A 15488-nucleotide genomic window follows, 5' to 3' on the forward strand; every position below is an offset into this window, starting at 1 on the left:
CGGCGGGGCTCAGCCCTCGCCGTCGAGGGCGATCGTCTTGGTGCGCTCGGCCGTGCCCTTGCCGCGCAGCGCCTCGCCCATCACGAAGGCCACGTCGTCGGCGGAGACCTGGTGCTTGGTGCCGTCGCCCTTGGTGATCATGATCCCGTCGAAGACGCCGTCGAGGAGCTCCGTGATCGCCTTCTTGTCGTAGACCTCGACGAGCTTCCCGTCGACGGCCTTCATCGACAGGATCTTCGGCAGCGAGCGGGCCGGACCGAAGTCGATCTTCTTCCCGCCCGCCTTGATCGTGATCAGGCCGGACATCGCGGGCTCCGCGAAGTCCTTCATCGCCCGGTCGAGCTCCGCCTTGCTGACGGTGGGCTCCCGAGTGACGACCGGGAGGGCCACGGTCTTCGCCGCGCCCGTCTCGACCTGGGCGCGGTACGCGTCGCGGACGGCGACCATCGAGCGCCGCACGTCCAGGCCCTTGCCCGGCTTGCCCTCGACGGCGGTGACCTTGCCGGGCGAGAACACGATGGTGCCCTCGGTGGCGGAGCCGGAGCTGCCGGCCAGGTCGGTGAGGGCGACGCCCAGCTTCTCCTCGTCGACCGGGAAGACGGGCGGGGCGACCCGCTCGCCGCCGAAGAGGGAGCCGATGACCGACACCGGGTTGTAGTCGCTGCCCGCGGCGGCGCGCACGGTCCCCTGGGTGTCCAGGGCGAGGCCCGCCTTGTCGGGGGCCAGCTCGGTCTTCCGGCCGCCGACGTCGAGCTGGATGGGGGCGTGGGCGCGCTTGCCGAGGGCCGCCTCCAGCTTGTTGACGGCCTCCTCCTTGGTGCCGCCGCCGATGTCCACGCCGAGCACGGTGGTGCCCTTGGGGACGTCGGAGTGGTTCAGCAGGAGCCCGGCGCCGTACGCGATCCCGACGAGGGTGACGACGCCGACGCCGGCGAGGACCAGCTTGGAGCGGCCCTTCTTGGCGGGCGCGGCGGGGGGCGCGGACCGGCGGGGGGCCGGGGCGGGCGCGGGCGCCGGCTCGTCGGACCGCTCGTCGGCGAAGGGCGCGGCCTGGCGGGCGCCGCTGTTCAGGGTGGCCCCCGAGACGTGCCCGGCGGGGCCCTGCGGGCCGCCCGCGGGGGCGGGGCTCTGCGGGGTCAGCACCGCGGTGTCGTCCGACATGCGCAGCCCGCCGGTCATCCCGGGCATGCCGGTCGCCCCTGCGGCGGGCGCACCGGGGGCGCCGGGGGCACCCGGGGCGCCGAAGGGCGTGCCGGGGCCGGTGACCGTGCTGGTGCCGGTGACCCCGGTGGTCGGCCCGCTGGGCGGGGTCACGACCGGCAGGCCGCCCGCGGGGGTGTGCCCGGGGCCGGCGTCGTAGCGCGGGATGCCGCCGGCCGGGGTCCCGTCGTAGAGCGGGGTGCCGCCGGCGGGAGTGCCGTCGTACAGCGGCGTGCCGCCCGCCGGGGTCCCGTCGTACAGCGGGGTGCCACCGGCGGGAGTGCCGTCGTACAGCGGCGTGCCCCCGGCCGGGGTGCCGTCGTACAGCGGCGTGCCGCCCGGCGGGGTGTGGCCCGGGGTGCCGGGGGCCGGCTGGTGGGCCGGGCCGGAGGCGTACAAGGGGTTGCCCGCGCCCGGGTCGAAGACCGGGGTGCCGCCCGCGGGCGTGTGGCCGGGGCCGCCGCTCAGGGGCGTGACGATCGCCATGCTCTGGGTGGTGCTCGCGGGCACGCCGTCGCCGGCGGCGCCGCCCGCGAATCCGGGCGCGGCCGGCGCGGCGGGCCCGACCTGGGCCTGCGGCGGGGCCGGCGCGGCGGCGGGCTTCGGCGCCGGGGCCGGGGCAGCGGCGGCGGACGGCTTGCGCGGCGCGAACCAGTCGTTGGCGGGCTTCTCCTCCGCCCGGGGCGGCTCGGCCTGGACGACCGGCTCCGGCTCGGGCGGGAGCACCGGCTCCGGCTCGGGCTCGGGCGCCGGGGCCTGGGCGGGCTCGGGGGCGGCCTCGGCGACGGTCTTGCGGACGACCACGGGCGGGATCGGACGCGAACCCGGGATGTTGATCCGGATACGGGTCGTCAGCGTGGTCTCGGTCTTGGGCTCCTCGGGCGGCGCGGAGGCCGCCGGGGCCTCCTCCCTCGCCTCCTGGCCCGGGCGGAGCCCGTACGGAGGGGTGCCCGAGGGGTACGCGGCCCCGCCGCGCGCCTGGGCGCCGGAGGACGAACTGTCAGTCTCTCGACCAGTTTCACGACTCAAAGCAGGATCTCCCGGTTGGCTCCGCCGCCCGCTCTGGCTGACGCTCAAGGTGATCGGGGCGGTCGACGGCGCGCACCACCATACTGGCCGCCGCCGCCCCGTACCCGACCCGGCGTGGATCGGCCAGGGCCGATCCGGCCGAAGTCGGGCCGTACCGGCGGATGTCCGGCCTGCTGGGCGGCGTGCGGCCGGATCTTCCGGGGCTGTTCAGGCCACCGGTCGGGAAAGTCTGCCCATCGTGGCGCACATCACAGCGATCGCCATGCCGCCGAGGAGGAAGACCATCTCCCCGAGGCCGCCGCCGAACAGGCCGTCGCCCTCCGGGCGTCCGAAACTGAGCAGCACGATGGCGACCAGCCAGCCGCCGCCGGAGGCGGCGACGCCGAGCTGGCCGCCGGTGGCGATCCGGCCGCCGTAGAACACGGCGGCGGAGGCGAGCAGCGCCAGCAGCAACCCGGCGGGGAACCAGGCGGCTTGGACCAGCGAGCCGGCGGTGCCGACCAGGGCGCCGAGGACGACCAGGATCACGTACCAGAGGTGACGGGCCTTCACGGGGCGACCCCGGCGAAGAGGTCGGTCTCGCGTTCGCCCGCGGGCGCGCCGGACGCGCCGTGGACCAGCTCGTAGTACTCGGTGGTGAAGATCGGCTGTCCCAGGTCGTTGGAGAGGGCGAAGAAGGGGCCGTCGACGGCGATCTGGGTGACGTGGGCGGCCATGGCGGCGGTCTTGCGGGCCGCGTGGGCGCCGTCGCCGTCGATCTCGGCGGTGATCCGGCTCTCGTCGACGACCCCGGGCAGGTCGCCGATCTCGGCGTCCGCCGGGAAGACGGAGCCCTCGGCGCGCAGCCGCGCGAAGCCCGCCTCGACGACCGGGCGGGGCAGCCTGTTCCAGTAGATCTTGGCGATCGCGTGGGCGGGGCCGAGCTCCGGCCGGTACGCCGGGTCGGCGGCCAGCTCGGCGGCGCGGGTGGCGACCCGGTGGGCCTGGATGTGGTCGGGGTGCCCGTAGCCCCCGTCGGGGTCGTACGTGACGAGGACCTGCGGCCGGGTCTCGCGGATCACCTCCACGAGGTACCGCGCGGCCTCGTCGACCGGCGTGTTCCAGAAGGCGCCCGGCCGGGTGTTCTGCTCGGCGCCCATCATCCCGGAGTCGCGGAAGCGCCCCGGGCCGCCGAGGAAGCGGTGGTCGGCGACCCCCAGCTCCTTCATGGCCGCGTCGAGTTCGCCCAGCCGGAACGGGCCCAGCCGGTCCTCCCGGTCGGGCGCGAGGTGGGCGAGCTCGGGCGGGATGACCTCGCCCTCCTCGCCCAGGGTGCAGGTCACCAGGGTGACCTGGGCGCCCTCGGCCGCGTACCTGGCCATGGTGGCGCCGTTGTTGATCGACTCGTCGTCCGGGTGGGCATGCACCAGGAGCAGACGACGGGCAGGGAGAACCGTCATGGCCCCAGCCTACGAGGCGGGGCCGACACGGCGGCGGCAGGTCAGAACTTGAGCCCGCCGATCATGCTCGCCACGTTGGTGGTGAGCGTGCTGATGGAGGGGGCGATGGAGCTGCTCGCGAGGTAGAACCCGAGGAGCGCGCAGATCGCCGCGTGCCCGGCCTTGAGCCCTGATTTCCGGATGAGCAGGAAGACGACGATCGCCAGCAGCACAACCACCGAAATCGAGAGTGCCACGGCGGTTCACCTCCATACTTCTTCGGGTCGGACCTTCAGTTGGCATGTGCCAGGAGAGGCATACCCACCTAGCGCTACGGATCATAACTATCCGTGCGATCGCATCGATCGGTGTACGGGGGCATGAGGGGGCGCACGGACGCTAGTTTCGGTCACATGACGTCGTCACGAGACTCCCTTCCCCAACCGTCCTTCCCCCGCCTCTCCGCGCGCACGCAGCGCTTCACGCTCGGCGCCCCGCGCGGGTTCACGGTCTCGCCCGACGGCGAGCGGGTGGTGTTCGTCCGCTCCGCCTCCGGCACGGACCGGACGCACGCGCTGTGGGTGCTGGACCCGGCCACCGGCGCCGAGCGCCCGGCGGCCGACCCGCGGGCGCTGCTGGCGGGCGCGGAGGAGGAGCTGCCGGCCGAGGAGCGGGCGCGCCGGGAGCGCAGCCGGGAGGGCTCGGGCGGCATCGTGGGCTACGCCGTGGACGGGGCCGTGGAGTCGGCGGCGTTCGCGCTGTCCGGGCGGCTGTTCACGGCGGACCTGCGCGCCGGGAAGGCCCGGGAGCTGCCGGTGCCGGGGCCGGTGGTCGACCCCCGGCCCTCGCCGGACGGGCGCTTCGTGGCCTACGCGGCGGGCGGGGCGCTGCGCGTGACGGACGCCGGGGGCGGCGCCGACCGGGCGCTGGCCGAGCCGGAGGCGGAGGGTGTCACGTACGGCCTCGCGGAGTTCGCCGCCTCCGAGGAGATGGGGCGGAGCCGGGGCTTCTGGTGGGCGCCGTCCTCGGACCGGCTGCTGGTGGCGCGGGTGGACGAACGGCCGGTGCGGCGCTGGTGGATCGCGGACCCGGCGCACCCGGACCGGGCGCCGCGGCCGGTGGCCTACCCGGCGGCGGGCACGCCCAACGCGGAGGTCGGGCTGTGGCTGGCGGACCTCGCCGGGGCCCGTACGGAGGTGGTGTGGAACCGGGCGGCCTACCCGTACCTGGCCCGCGCGCACTGGTCGGCGGCGGGGGCGCCGCTGCTCCTGGTGCAGGCCAGGGACCAGCGGGCGCAGGCGTATCTGGAGGTGGACCCGGACTCGGGGGCGACCCGGGTGCTGCGGCGGGACGAGGACCCGGTGTGGCTGGAGCTGCTCTCCGGGGTCCCGGCGCGGACCCCGGACGGGCGGCTGGTGCGGATCGTGGACACCGGCGGCGCGCGGGCGCTGGCGGTCGGCGACCGGGTGCTGACGGACGCCTCGCTGCACGTGCGGGCGGTGCTCGACGTAGGCGCCGAAGATGTCCTGATCTCGGCGTCGGCCGGTGAGGCGGCGGAGGCTCCTGAGATCGGTGAGGTCCATGTGTACCGGGTGGGTGACACGGGCGCGGTGCGCGTCTCGGCGGGGGCCGGAGTGCACGGAGCGGTGCGTTCCGGCGCGGTGACGGTGCTGTCCTCGGCGCGCCCGGACACCCCCGGGAGCGTGGCCCGGGTGCTGCGGGACGGGCGCCCGGTGGCCGAGGTCGTCTCGTACGCCGAGACGCCGCCGCTGACCGCCGGGGCGCGGCTCGTCGAGGCGGGCGAGCGGCGGATCCCGTGCGCCGTGCTGCTCCCGTCGGGCTGGTCGGCGGGCGACGGGCCGCTGCCGGTGCTCATGGACCCGTACGGCGGGCCGCACGGGCAGCGGGTGCTCGCCGCCCACAACCCGTACCTGGCCTCGCGCTGGTTCGCCGAGCAGGGCTTCGCCGTGGTCGTCGCCGACGGGCGCGGGACGCCGGGCCGCTCCCCCGCCTGGGAGAAGGCGGTCGCCGGGGACCTGGCCGGGACCCTCGACGACCAGATCGAGGCGCTGCACGCGCTCGCCGGGGAGTTCCCGCTGGACCTCGGCCGGGTGGCGATCCGCGGCTGGTCCTTCGGCGGCTATCTGGCCGGGCTCGCGGCGCTGCGCCGGCCGGACGTGTTCCACGCGGCGGTGGTCGGCGCCCCGGTGGCCGACTGGCGGCTGTACGACACCCACTACACCGAGCGCTACCTGGGGCACCCGGACGAGGCACCCGCCGTGTACGCGGCGAACTCGCTGGTCACCGATGAGGGGCTGAGCGGGGCGGCCGGCCCGGCCCGGCCGATGCTGCTGGTCCACGGGCTCGCCGACGACAACGTGGTGGCGGCGCACACCCTGCGGCTGTCCTCGGCGCTGCTGGCGGCGGGCCGGCCGCACGAGGTGCTGCCGCTGTCGGGCGTCACCCACATGACGCCGCAGGAACAGGTGGCGGAGAACCTGCTGCTGCTCCAGGTGGACTTCCTGCGCCGGGCGCTGGGGCTCGGGCCGGCCTGACCGGCGGGCGGGCGGGAGTCACCAGCCGGGCGGGCGGCGGGCGGGCGGGGCCGGGGGCAGCGCGGCGACGGGCCGGTAGGGGGCCGGTCGGGGCTCCCCCGGCCGGGCCAGCAGCACCAGGACGGCGGCCCCGGCGAACACGCCGAAGACCGAGGTGGCGAGGGAGAGCCGGGCGTCGCCCTCCAGCCGGGCGAAGGCGGCGAACCAGCCGGCGTTCAGCGCGGTGGCCACGCCGCCGGTGCCCCAGCCGGCCAGCAGCAGCCCGGCGAGCAGGCCGACCGGGCGGGCGTGCCGGGCGCGGGCGAGGGCGCTGAACGCGGCGGCGGACAGCAGCAGGATCAGCACGACGGCCAGCCAGCCGGGCGGGACGGCGAGCACGGGCAGCAGCAGGGAGCGCCCGCCGGTGAACCGGTCGACGGTGAACTCGACCGGCAGCGCGGTCGCCCAGTGCACCTCCCAGGCCGTCCAGACCAGGGCGGCCGACCCGCACAGCGCCCCGGCGGCGACGGCGGGCCCGCGGCGCGGCCGGGCGGGTCCGCCGGGCTCCCCGGGGCGCCCGGGCTCGTAGGTGTCGCGGCGCCCGGCGGCGGCGGTGACGACGAGTCCGGCGCCGAGGGCGAGCGTCAGCAGGGTGGTGACGAGGGCGTCGACGCCGGAGGCCCACAGTCCGGGCAGCCGCAGCGCGAGGGTGGTGAGCCCGGTGGCGGCGAGCGCGGGCCCGGCCAGCGAGGAGCGCAGGGCGGCGAGCGCGGTGGCCGCGTAGGCGAGCAGCAGCAGCGGGTCGACGAGCGAGGTGGCGGCCCGGCGCCTGAGCAGGAAGTCCCGGTCCCCCGCCCAGTACCAGAGCAGGTCGGCGGGCGAGCGGAAGGCGGCCAGGTCGCTCAGCAGCCAGACGACGATGACGAGGGCGAGCGCGGCGCAGAGGGCGGCGCCGGTGAGACGTGCCGTTCGTGTCACAGTCACGGGGCCGATACTCACGGTCGCGAACGGCCGAAACAAGCGGTTCGGCGAATGCGGCGGGATGGTGCGTCAAGTCGGCCGCCGGAGTGACCGGCCGGGGCGACATGGCGCGCCCCGGCCGGTACGACGGCACCCGCACGGCCGTACGAGACCGAGCGTGCCGTGTCCGTATATCGGATCCGATTCGGCGGGGTTGCCCGGAGGTTAAGCCTCCGGCGGGGTCTCCGGGGGCTCCGGGGGCTCCGGAGCGGCGGCGTCGTTCCGGGCGCCGTTCTGGCTGCCGTTCTGATTGCCGTTCTCCGGGGGCACCACCTGCTTCTCCTCGGCGAAGTGGCAGGCCGAGTCGTGCTTGGCCGGGGTGTCGGTGAGCCGGAAGACCGCCGGGACGGCGAGCAGCGGGACCTCCAGGGAGCAGCGCTCCTGGGCCTTCCAGCAGCGGGTGCGGAAGCGGCAGCCGGAGGGGACGTTCGCCGGGGAGGGCACGTCGCCGGCGAGGATGATCCGCTCGCGGTGCTCGCGCGCGTCGGGGTCGGGCACCGGCACGGCGGAGAGCAGCGCCTGGGTGTAGGGGTGGGTGGGATGGTCGTAGATCTCGGCGTCGGAGCCGATCTCCACGATCCGGCCGAGGTACATGACGCCGATCCGGTCGGAGATGTGCCGGACGATCGACAGGTCGTGCGCGATGAAGACGTAGGACAGGCTGAACTCGTTCTGGAGCCGTTCCAGCAGGTTGACCACCTGTGCCTGGACGGACACGTCGAGGGCGGAGACCGGCTCGTCGGCCACGATGATCTCGGGCTGGAGGGCGAGCCCGCGGGCGATGCCGATGCGCTGGCGCTGGCCGCCGGAGAACTGGTGCGGATAGCGGTTGATGTACTCCGGGTTGAGGCCGACGACGTCGAGCAGGTCCTGGACCTTGCGGCGCCGGTCGCCCTTGGGCGCGACCTCGGGGTGGATCTCGTACGGCTCCCCGATGATGTCGCCGACCGTCATGCGCGGGTTCAGCGAGGTGTACGGGTCCTGGAAGACCATCTGGATGTTGCGGCGCACGGCCTTGAGGGCGCGCGGGGACATGGCGGTGATGTCCTCGCCCTTGTACGAGATGGAGCCGGCGGTCGGGCGCTCCAGGTTGACCAGCATCTTGGCGACGGTCGACTTGCCGCAGCCGGACTCCCCGACGATGCCGAGGGTCTCGCCCGCGGCGAGGTCGAAGTCCACGCCGTCGACCGCCTTGACCGCGCCGACCTGCTTCTTGAAGAGGACGCCCCGGGTCAGCGGATAGTGCTTGACCAGGTCGCGGACCTGGAGAATCGCCTCAGCCATGGAGGCACTCCTTCCAGAAGTGGCAGGCGCTCGACCTCGGTACGGGCGATTCGGTGACCTCGTACAGCGGCGGTACGTCGGTGCGGCACACGTCCTGGGCCAGCGGGCAGCGCGGGTTGAAGGCGCAGCCGGAGGGGATGGCGAGCAGGTTGGGCGGCAGCCCCTTGATCGCGTAGAGCTCCTGGCCCTTCTGGTCCAGGCGCGGGATGGAGTCGAGCAGGCCGCGCGTGTAGGGGTGGGCGGGGGCCTTGTAGATCTGGTGGACGGGGGCCTGTTCGACGATCCGGCCCGCGTACATCACGGCGATCTTGTCGGCGACGTCCGCGACGACGCCGAGGTCGTGGGTGATGAGGATGAGCCCCATGTTGAGCTCGCGCTGGAGCTCGGCGAGCAGGTCCATGACCTGGGCCTGGACGGTGACGTCGAGGGCGGTGGTCGGCTCGTCCGCGATGATCAGCTCGGGTTCGAGGGCCAGCGCCATCGCGATCATGATGCGCTGGCGCATGCCGCCGGAGAACTGGTGCGGGTACTGCCCGACGCGTTCCTTGGCGGCGGGGATGCGGACCCGGTCCATCAGCTCGACGGCCTTGGCCCGGGAGTCCTTCTTGGACATGCCCCGGTGGACCTGGAACATCTCGCCGAGCTGTTCGCCGACGCTGACCACCGGGTTGAGGGAGGACAGCGCGTCCTGGAAGACCATCGCCATCTTGGCGCCGCGGATCTTCCGGCGCTCCTCCTCCTTCAGCTTGAGCAGGTCCTGCCCCTGGAAGAGGATCTCGCCGCCGCTGATCTTGCCGGGGGGCATGTCGAGGATGCCCATGACGGCCTGGGCGGTGACGGACTTGCCGGAGCCGGACTCGCCGAGCACGGCGAGCGTCTCCCCGGCGTCCACCGAGTAGTTGACGCCGTTGACCGCCTTGGCCACCCCGTCCCGGGTGTGGAACTCCACGTGCAGGTCGCGCACTTCGAGCAGCATGGTCGGCTACCTCAGCTTGGGGTCGAGGGCGTCGCGCACCGCGTCGCCGAGCATGATGAAGGCGAGCACCGTGACGGCGAGCGCGCCGGCCGGCCAGAGCAGCATGTGCGGGGCGTTGCGGATGTACTGCGAGGCCGAGGAGATGTCGATGCCCCAGGACACGGTCGGCGGCTTCAGGCCGACGCCCAGGTAGGAGAGGGTCGCCTCCAGGGCGATGTAGGTGCCGAGCGCGATGGTCGCGACGACGATCACGGGGGCGATCGCGTTGGGCGCGATGTGCCGCAGCAGCATCCGGGAGTTGGAGGCGCCGAGCGCGCGGGCGGCCTGGACGTAGTCGTTCTGTTTGGCCGTGATGACGGAGCCTCGGGCGATCCGGGAGAGCTGGGGCCAGCCGAGCAGCACCATGAAGCCGATCACGGGCCAGACGGTGGCGCTGGTGACCACGGACAGCAGCACCAGGCCGCCGAGGACGACGGGGATGGCGAAGAAGACGTCGGTGATCCGGGAGAGCACGCCGTCCCAGGCGCCGCCGAAGAAGCCGGCGAGGCCGCCGAGGACGCCGCCGAGGAGGGCGACGCCGAGGGTGGCGAGGACGCCGACGGTGACGGAGGTCCGGGCGCCGTAGACGACCCGGGTGTAGACGTCGCAGCCCTGCCCGTTGAAGCCGAAGGGGTGGCCGGGCTGGGAGCCCTCCTGGGCCTTGGAGAGGTCGCAGTCGAGGGGGTCCCCGGAGGCGATCAGCGAGGGCCAGATGGAGATGACCACCAGGAAGAGGATGACGAGCGCCGAGACGATGAAGACGGGGTTGCGGCGCAGGTCGTGCCAGGCGTCGGACCACAGGGAGCGGGCCTTCTTGTCGGCGCCGGTGCCCTCGGGGCCGCCGGGGCCGCCGGGGCCGCCCTCCAGGGTCTCCGCCTCGGCCGTGGCGAGGTCGGCCGCGCCGCCGGCGCCGGTGGAGGCGATGGCCCGGCCCTCTTCGCCGTACGACTCGAGGGGCTCAAACGGTTCGCGCGGCTCAGGCATAGCGAATCCTCGGGTCAAGGACGGCGTACAGGAGGTCGACCAGGAGGTTGGCCAGCAGGAAGACCAGGACGAGGACGGTCACGAAGCCGACCACGGTCTGGGTGTTCTGGCGGACGATGCCCTGGTAGAGCTGGTAGCCGACGCCGTGGATGTTGAAGATCCGTTCGGTGACGATGGCGCCGCCCATCAGCGCGCCGACGTCGGCGCCGATGAAGGTGACCACCGGGATCAGGCTGTTGCGCAGCAGGTGGCGGGTGATGACCCGGCGGCGCGGGAGGCCCTTGGCGATCGCGGTGCGGACGTAGTCGGCGCGCCGGTTCTCGGCGATCGAGGTCCGGGTGAGCCGGGTGACGTACGCGAGCGAGACGGAGGCGAGGACCAGTCCGGGGACGATCAGCTCGCTGAAGGGCGCCTCGGGCGAAACCGCGGGTTTGATCCAGCCCCATTTCACGCCGAGCAGCAGCTGGATCAGCAGGCCGGTGACGAAGGTGGGGACGGAGAGGACGACCAGGGTCAGCAGCAGCACGGTGGTGTCGACGGGCCGGCCGCGCTTGAGGCCGGTGAGGACGCCGAGGCTGATGCCGATGACGATCTCGAAGAGGATCGCGACGATGGTGAGCCGGATGGTGACCGGGAAGGCGCTGGCCATCAGCTCGGTGACGGGCTGCCCGTTGAAGGCGGTGCCGAAGTCGCCGGTGAAGACGTTGCCCATGTAGATCAGGTATTGCTGCCAGACCGGCTTGTCGAGTCCGAACTCCTTCTTCAGCTGGGCGGCGGTGGCCGGGTCGCACGCCCGGTCGCCGCAGAGTCCGGCGATGGGGTCGCCCATCACGTTCACCATCAGGAAGATCAACAGCGTGGCGCCGAAGAAGACCGGGATCATCTGCAGCAGCCGCCGGATCACATAGCGACCCATGGAAGCCTCCGGAGCGGGGGGAGGTGGGCGGGTGGGCGGGCGTCGGGAGCGCGTACGGCCCGGCGCGGAGGTCCGCGGGCCGGGCCGAACGCAGCCGACCTGCTACGAGGTCACTTGACCTTGATCTGGTCGTAGACCGGGACGCTGAACGGGTTGAGCATCACGTTCTCGACCCGGTCCGAGTAGCCGGCGCTGCCGTTCTGGTACCAGAGCGGGATGGCGCCCATGTCGTTCTTCAGGACCGTCTCGGCCTGCTGGAAGAGCCCGACGGCCTTGGTGGTGTCGGTCTCGGCGTTGGCCTGGTTCACCAGCTTGTCGAACTCGGGGTTGGTGTACTTGCCGTCGTTCGAGGAGGCGCCGGTGTAGTACAGCGGCTGGAGGAAGTTCTGGATGAGCGGGTAGTCCATCTGCCAGCCGGCCCGGAAGGGGCCGTTGAGCTTCCCCTGGGTGACCTGGTTGCGGTAGTCGGCGAAGGTGCCGACCGGGTTGCCGACGCAGGCCGTGTTGTTGCCGAGCGCCCGGTTGATGGAGTTGCAGACGGCGTCCACCCACTCCTTGTGGGAGCCGGTGTCGGCGTTGTACGAGATCTTCATCGTGCCGCCGGGGATGCCGCCGCCCTCGGCGACCAGCTTCTTCGCCTCGGTGGGGTTGTAGACGCAGGAGTCGCCGCAGATGTCCTTGAAGCCGCCCTTCTCGCCGAGCACCGGCGAGGTCCAGTCCTGGGCGGGTGTGCGGGTCTTCTGGAAGATCGTCTCGGTGATCTGCTTGCGGTCGATCGCCATCGACAGGCCGGTGCGCATCTTCTCCTGGCCGGGCTTGTTCCACGCCGGGTCGTAGAAGGGGAAGGAGAGCGTCTGGATGATGCCGGCGGGGGTGTTGATGTACCGGTCGCCGAGGTCGGCGGAGACGTTCTTGAGCTGCGAGGCGGGCACGTCGTCGACGAGGTCGAGGTTGCCGGCCGTCAGGTCGGTGTAGGCGGTGTTGTTGTCGGTGTAGACCTTGAGGGTGATGCCGCCGTTCTGGGCCTTGTCGGCGCCGGGGTAGCCGTCCCACTTCTTGAGGACCATCTGGGAGCCCTTGGAGTAGGAGTCCACGGTGTACGGGCCGTTGCCGACCGGCTTGGAGAGCCAGGCGGCGTGGTCGTCGTAGAACGCCTTGGGCAGCGGGGCGAAGGCGGCGTAGCCGAGCGTGTCGGGGAAGGTGGAGAACTTCTGCGACAGCTTGACGGTGAAGGTCTTGTCGTCGACGACCTTGAGGCCCGACATGGTCTGGGCGGTCGGCTCGCCCTTGTCGGGGTGGACCTGGCTGTAGCCGTCGATGTAGCCGAAGAAGTAGGCGTTCTTCTGGTTGTTCTTCAGGTTGGCGCCGTAGTTCCAGGCGTCGACGAAGGACTTCGCGGTGACCTTCTCGCCGTTGGAGAAGGTCCAGCCGTCCTTGAGGGTGATGGTGAAGTTGGTCGAGTCGGTGGTCTCGATCTTGTCGGCCAGCATGTTGTTCGCCGCGCCGGTCTTCGGGTCGTACTGCTTGAGCCCCCGGAAGATCATGGAGAGGACCTTGCCGCCCTGCACCTCGTTGGTGTTCGACGGCTCCAGCGGGTTCTGCGGGTCGCCCCAGGACGAGCTCACGGTGCCCCCGGCCCCGCCGCCGCCGCTGTCGCCGCCCCCGCCGCAGGCGGTCGCCGCGAGGGCGACGGCGGTGGCCAGAGCGGCCCACTTGGCGTGCGTGGCTCCACGCATGGAGTGCCTCCCGAATGTCCTCAGTCTGACTTAGGCCCCAATATCACCCGATATTGACGGGAGTGCACTTTTACGGCGTCCGGATGAACGGGCCCGGCCGGCGGCCCGCCGGGCGCGGGCGGACCCGGGCTCGGGCGCGGGCGGACCCGGGCTCGGGCACGCGAAGGCCCCCGGCGCCCTTGCGGGTGCCGGGGGCCTCGTACGCCCGGGGGGATCAGACGGAGAGGACCGTCTTCTCCTCGGCGAAGTGGCACGCGGACTCGTGCGCGGCCGGGGTGTCCACCCCGCGGAAGCGCGCCGGGACGGCGAGCAGCGGGATCTCGGAGCTGCAGCGCTCCTCGGCCTTCCAGCAGCGGGTGCGGAAGCGGCAGCCCGACGGCGGGTTGGCCGGCGAGGGCACGTCACCGGTGAGGATGATCCGCTCGCGGTTCGCGCGGGCCTCGGGGTCCGGCACCGGCACCGCGGAGAGCAGCGCCTGCGTGTACGGGTGGGTCGGGTGCTCGTAGATCTCGGTGTCCGTGCCGATCTCGGCGAGCTTGCCGAGGTACATCACGCCGACCCGGTCGGAGATGTGCCGGACGATCGACAGGTCGTGCGCGATGAAGATGTAGGACAGGTTGAACTCGTCCTGCAGCTTCTCCATCAGGTTGATGACCTGCGCCTGGACGGAGACGTCCAGGGCGGAGACCGGCTCGTCGCAGATGATGATCTCGGGGTTGAGCGCGAGACCGCGGGCGATGCCGATGCGCTGGCGCTGGCCGCCGGAGAACTGGTGCGGGTACCGGTTGATGTACTCCGGGTTCAGACCGACGACGTCCAGCAGGTCCTGCACCTTGCGGCGCCGGTCGCCCTTCGGGGCCACCTCGGGGTGGATGTCGAAGGGCTCGCCGATGATGTCGCCGACCGTCATGCGCGGGTTCAGCGAGGTGTACGGGTCCTGGAAGACCATCTGGATGTTGCGGCGCACGGTCTTCAGGGCGCGGCCGGACAGCTTGGTGATGTCCTGGCCCTTGTAGAAGACCTCGCCCGCGGTGGCCCGCTCCAGGTTCATCAGCAGCTTGGCGACGGTGGACTTGCCACAGCCGGACTCGCCGACGATGCCGAGGGTCTCGCCCTGGTAGAGGTCGAAGGAGACCCCGTCCACGGCCTTGACCGCGCCGACCTGCTTCTTGAAGAGGATGCCCTGGGTCAGCGGGAAGTGCTTCTGCAGGTTGCGCACCTGGAGGATCGGCTCACCGCGCTCGACGGGGGCGTCGAGGGCCGCGACCACGGCCTCGTCGTTCGTGCTGGGCTCAGCCATGGATCGTCTCCTTCCAGAAGTGGCAGGCGCTCTTGCGGCCCGGCAGATCGGTGCCGTCCTGCTCGGTGACCGGCGCCAGGGCCGGGATCTCCGTACGGCAGATGTCCGTGGCCTTCGGGCAGCGCGGGTTGAAGGCGCAGCCGGTGGGGACGCGGAGCAGGTTGGGCGGCAGGCCCTTGATCGCGTAGAGCTCCTGGCCCTTCTGGTCCAGGCGCGGGATCGAGTCCAGCAGGCCGCGGGTGTACGGGTGGGCCGGGCGCTTGTAGAGCTCGCCCACCGGGGCCTGCTCGACGATCCGGCCCGCGTACATGACCGCGATCTTGTCCGCGACGTCGGCGACGACGCCGAGGTCGTGGGTGATCAGGATCAGGCCCATGTTGAACTCGCGCTGGAGCTCCGCGAGCAGGTCCATGACCTGGGCCTGGACGGTCACGTCGAGCGCCGTGGTGGGCTCGTCCGCGATGATCAGGTCCGGCTCCAGGGCCAGCGCCATGGCGATCATGATGCGCTGGCGCATACCGCCGGAGAACTGGTGGGGGTAGTCGGAGACCCGCGCCTTGGCGGCGGGGATCTTGACCCGGTCCATCAGCTCGATGGCCTTGAGCTTGGCGTCCTTCTTGGAGAGCCCGTGGTGCACGCGGAACATCTCGCCGAGCTGGTAGCCGACGGAGAGGACCGGGTTGAGGGAGGACAGCGCGTCCTGGAAGATCATCGCGATCTTCCGGCCGCGGATCTGCCGGCGCTCCTCGTTGGACATCTTGAGCATGTCCTGGCCGCGGAACAGGATCTCGCCCTGCGGGATCTTGCCGGGCGGCATGTCGAGGATGCCCATGATGGCCTGGGCGGTCACGGACTTGCCGGAGCCGGACTCGCCGAGCACGGCCAGCGTCTCCCCGGCGTTCACCGAGTAGTTGACGCCGTTGACCGCCTTGGCCACACCGTCGCGGGTGTGGAACTCGACGTGCAGGTCACGGACTTCGAGCAGCGGACCGGTCTGGTCGCCGCCACGCGGCGCGGGGACCGTCGCGGGATTGTCGATGATGGTCACTACG

At 72.5% G+C, this 15488-nt stretch carries 13 protein-coding genes; 1 reads left to right on the forward strand and 12 read right to left on the reverse strand.

Translation table 11 applies throughout. The annotated features are described in order from the left end of the window. Window positions 1-9: 9 nt before the first annotated feature. The 4 genes from AB0C99_RS14495 to AB0C99_RS14510 form a co-directional block, all read right to left on the reverse strand. On the reverse strand, window positions 10-2229 hold the full coding sequence (locus AB0C99_RS14495; protein ID WP_362474484.1) for a hypothetical protein: 2220 nt from the start codon (window positions 2227-2229) through the stop codon (window positions 10-12). A gap of 207 nt (window positions 2230-2436) precedes the next feature. Then, entirely contained in the window at window positions 2437-2781 is a 345-nt protein-coding gene (locus AB0C99_RS14500) for a DUF6113 family protein (RefSeq protein ID WP_362474487.1), read from the reverse strand. Next, window positions 2778-3668 carry an N-acetyl-1-D-myo-inositol-2-amino-2-deoxy-alpha-D-glucopyranoside deacetylase gene (gene mshB / locus AB0C99_RS14505; protein WP_362474490.1) on the reverse strand — a complete coding sequence of 297 codons (891 nt, stop codon included), beginning with the start codon at window positions 3666-3668 and terminating at the stop codon, window positions 2778-2780. The genes AB0C99_RS14500 and mshB overlap by 4 nt, the downstream gene beginning before the upstream one ends. A 41-nt stretch (window positions 3669-3709) precedes the next feature. Beyond that, on the reverse strand, window positions 3710-3904 hold the full coding sequence (locus AB0C99_RS14510) for a hypothetical protein (RefSeq protein WP_046911704.1): 195 nt from the start codon (window positions 3902-3904) through the stop codon (window positions 3710-3712). 156 nt (window positions 3905-4060) lie between these two features. On the opposite strand from AB0C99_RS14510, the gene AB0C99_RS14515 reads away from it, so the two are divergent. After that, a complete protein-coding gene (locus AB0C99_RS14515) occupies window positions 4061-6202 on the forward strand; it encodes a prolyl oligopeptidase family serine peptidase (RefSeq protein ID WP_362474493.1) in 2142 nt (713 codons plus the stop codon). An 18-nt stretch (window positions 6203-6220) separates the two neighbouring features. Here AB0C99_RS14515 and AB0C99_RS14520 read toward each other — a convergent pair whose 3' ends face one another. The 8 genes from AB0C99_RS14520 to AB0C99_RS14555 form a co-directional block, all read right to left on the reverse strand. Then, a complete protein-coding gene (locus AB0C99_RS14520; RefSeq protein ID WP_362474496.1) occupies window positions 6221-7165 on the reverse strand; it encodes a hypothetical protein in 945 nt (314 codons plus the stop codon). 201 nt (window positions 7166-7366) lie between these two features. Continuing rightward, the gene (locus AB0C99_RS14525) at window positions 7367-8485 is read right to left on the reverse strand and encodes a dipeptide ABC transporter ATP-binding protein (protein WP_362474498.1); all 1119 of its coding nucleotides are present in this window, start codon (window positions 8483-8485) and stop codon (window positions 7367-7369) included. Next, window positions 8478-9461: an ABC transporter ATP-binding protein gene (locus AB0C99_RS14530; protein WP_362474500.1), complete on the reverse strand. Its 984-nt coding sequence runs from the start codon at window positions 9459-9461 to the stop codon at window positions 8478-8480. The genes AB0C99_RS14525 and AB0C99_RS14530 overlap by 8 nt, the downstream gene beginning before the upstream one ends. 6 nt (window positions 9462-9467) lie before the next feature. Beyond that, on the reverse strand, window positions 9468-10484 hold the full coding sequence (locus AB0C99_RS14535) for an ABC transporter permease (protein ID WP_362474502.1): 1017 nt from the start codon (window positions 10482-10484) through the stop codon (window positions 9468-9470). Continuing rightward, window positions 10477-11400: an ABC transporter permease gene (locus AB0C99_RS14540; protein ID WP_362474505.1), complete on the reverse strand. Its 924-nt coding sequence runs from the start codon at window positions 11398-11400 to the stop codon at window positions 10477-10479. The genes AB0C99_RS14535 and AB0C99_RS14540 overlap by 8 nt, the downstream gene beginning before the upstream one ends. 110 nt (window positions 11401-11510) lie before the next feature. Beyond that, a complete protein-coding gene (locus AB0C99_RS14545; RefSeq protein ID WP_362474508.1) occupies window positions 11511-13136 on the reverse strand; it encodes an ABC transporter substrate-binding protein in 1626 nt (541 codons plus the stop codon). 214 nt (window positions 13137-13350) lie between these two features. Continuing rightward, window positions 13351-14436 carry a dipeptide ABC transporter ATP-binding protein gene (locus tag AB0C99_RS14550; RefSeq protein ID WP_362474511.1) on the reverse strand — a complete coding sequence of 362 codons (1086 nt, stop codon included), beginning with the start codon at window positions 14434-14436 and terminating at the stop codon, window positions 13351-13353. Then, window positions 14429-15484: an ABC transporter ATP-binding protein gene (locus AB0C99_RS14555; RefSeq protein WP_362474514.1), complete on the reverse strand. Its 1056-nt coding sequence runs from the start codon at window positions 15482-15484 to the stop codon at window positions 14429-14431. Before AB0C99_RS14555 ends, AB0C99_RS14550 begins: the two co-directional genes overlap by 8 nt. Window positions 15485-15488: the final 4 nt, after the last annotated feature.

Origin of the sequence: Streptomyces sp. NPDC048659 (assembly GCF_040650575.1) — a bacterium.
Lineage (GTDB): Bacteria > Actinomycetota > Actinomycetes > Streptomycetales > Streptomycetaceae > Streptomyces.

Bases quoted from the DNA above. Each gene is read 5' to 3' on its own strand.
- mshB (WP_362474490.1), bottom strand. From the start codon at position 3,668: ATGACGGTTCTCCCTGCCCGTCGTCTGCTCCTGGTGCATGCCCACCCG.
- AB0C99_RS14515 (WP_362474493.1), top strand. From the start codon at position 4,061: ATGACGTCGTCACGAGACTCCCTTCCCCAACCGTCCTTCCCCCGCCTC.
- AB0C99_RS14525 (WP_362474498.1), bottom strand. From the start codon at position 8,485: ATGGCTGAGGCGATTCTCCAGGTCCGCGACCTGGTCAAGCACTATCCG.
- AB0C99_RS14530 (WP_362474500.1), bottom strand. From the start codon at position 9,461: ATGCTGCTCGAAGTGCGCGACCTGCACGTGGAGTTCCACACCCGGGAC.
- AB0C99_RS14535 (WP_362474502.1), bottom strand. From the start codon at position 10,484: ATGCCTGAGCCGCGCGAACCGTTTGAGCCCCTCGAGTCGTACGGCGAA.
- AB0C99_RS14540 (WP_362474505.1), bottom strand. From the start codon at position 11,400: ATGGGTCGCTATGTGATCCGGCGGCTGCTGCAGATGATCCCGGTCTTC.
- AB0C99_RS14545 (WP_362474508.1), bottom strand. From the start codon at position 13,136: ATGCGTGGAGCCACGCACGCCAAGTGGGCCGCTCTGGCCACCGCCGTC.
- AB0C99_RS14550 (WP_362474511.1), bottom strand. From the start codon at position 14,436: ATGGCTGAGCCCAGCACGAACGACGAGGCCGTGGTCGCGGCCCTCGAC.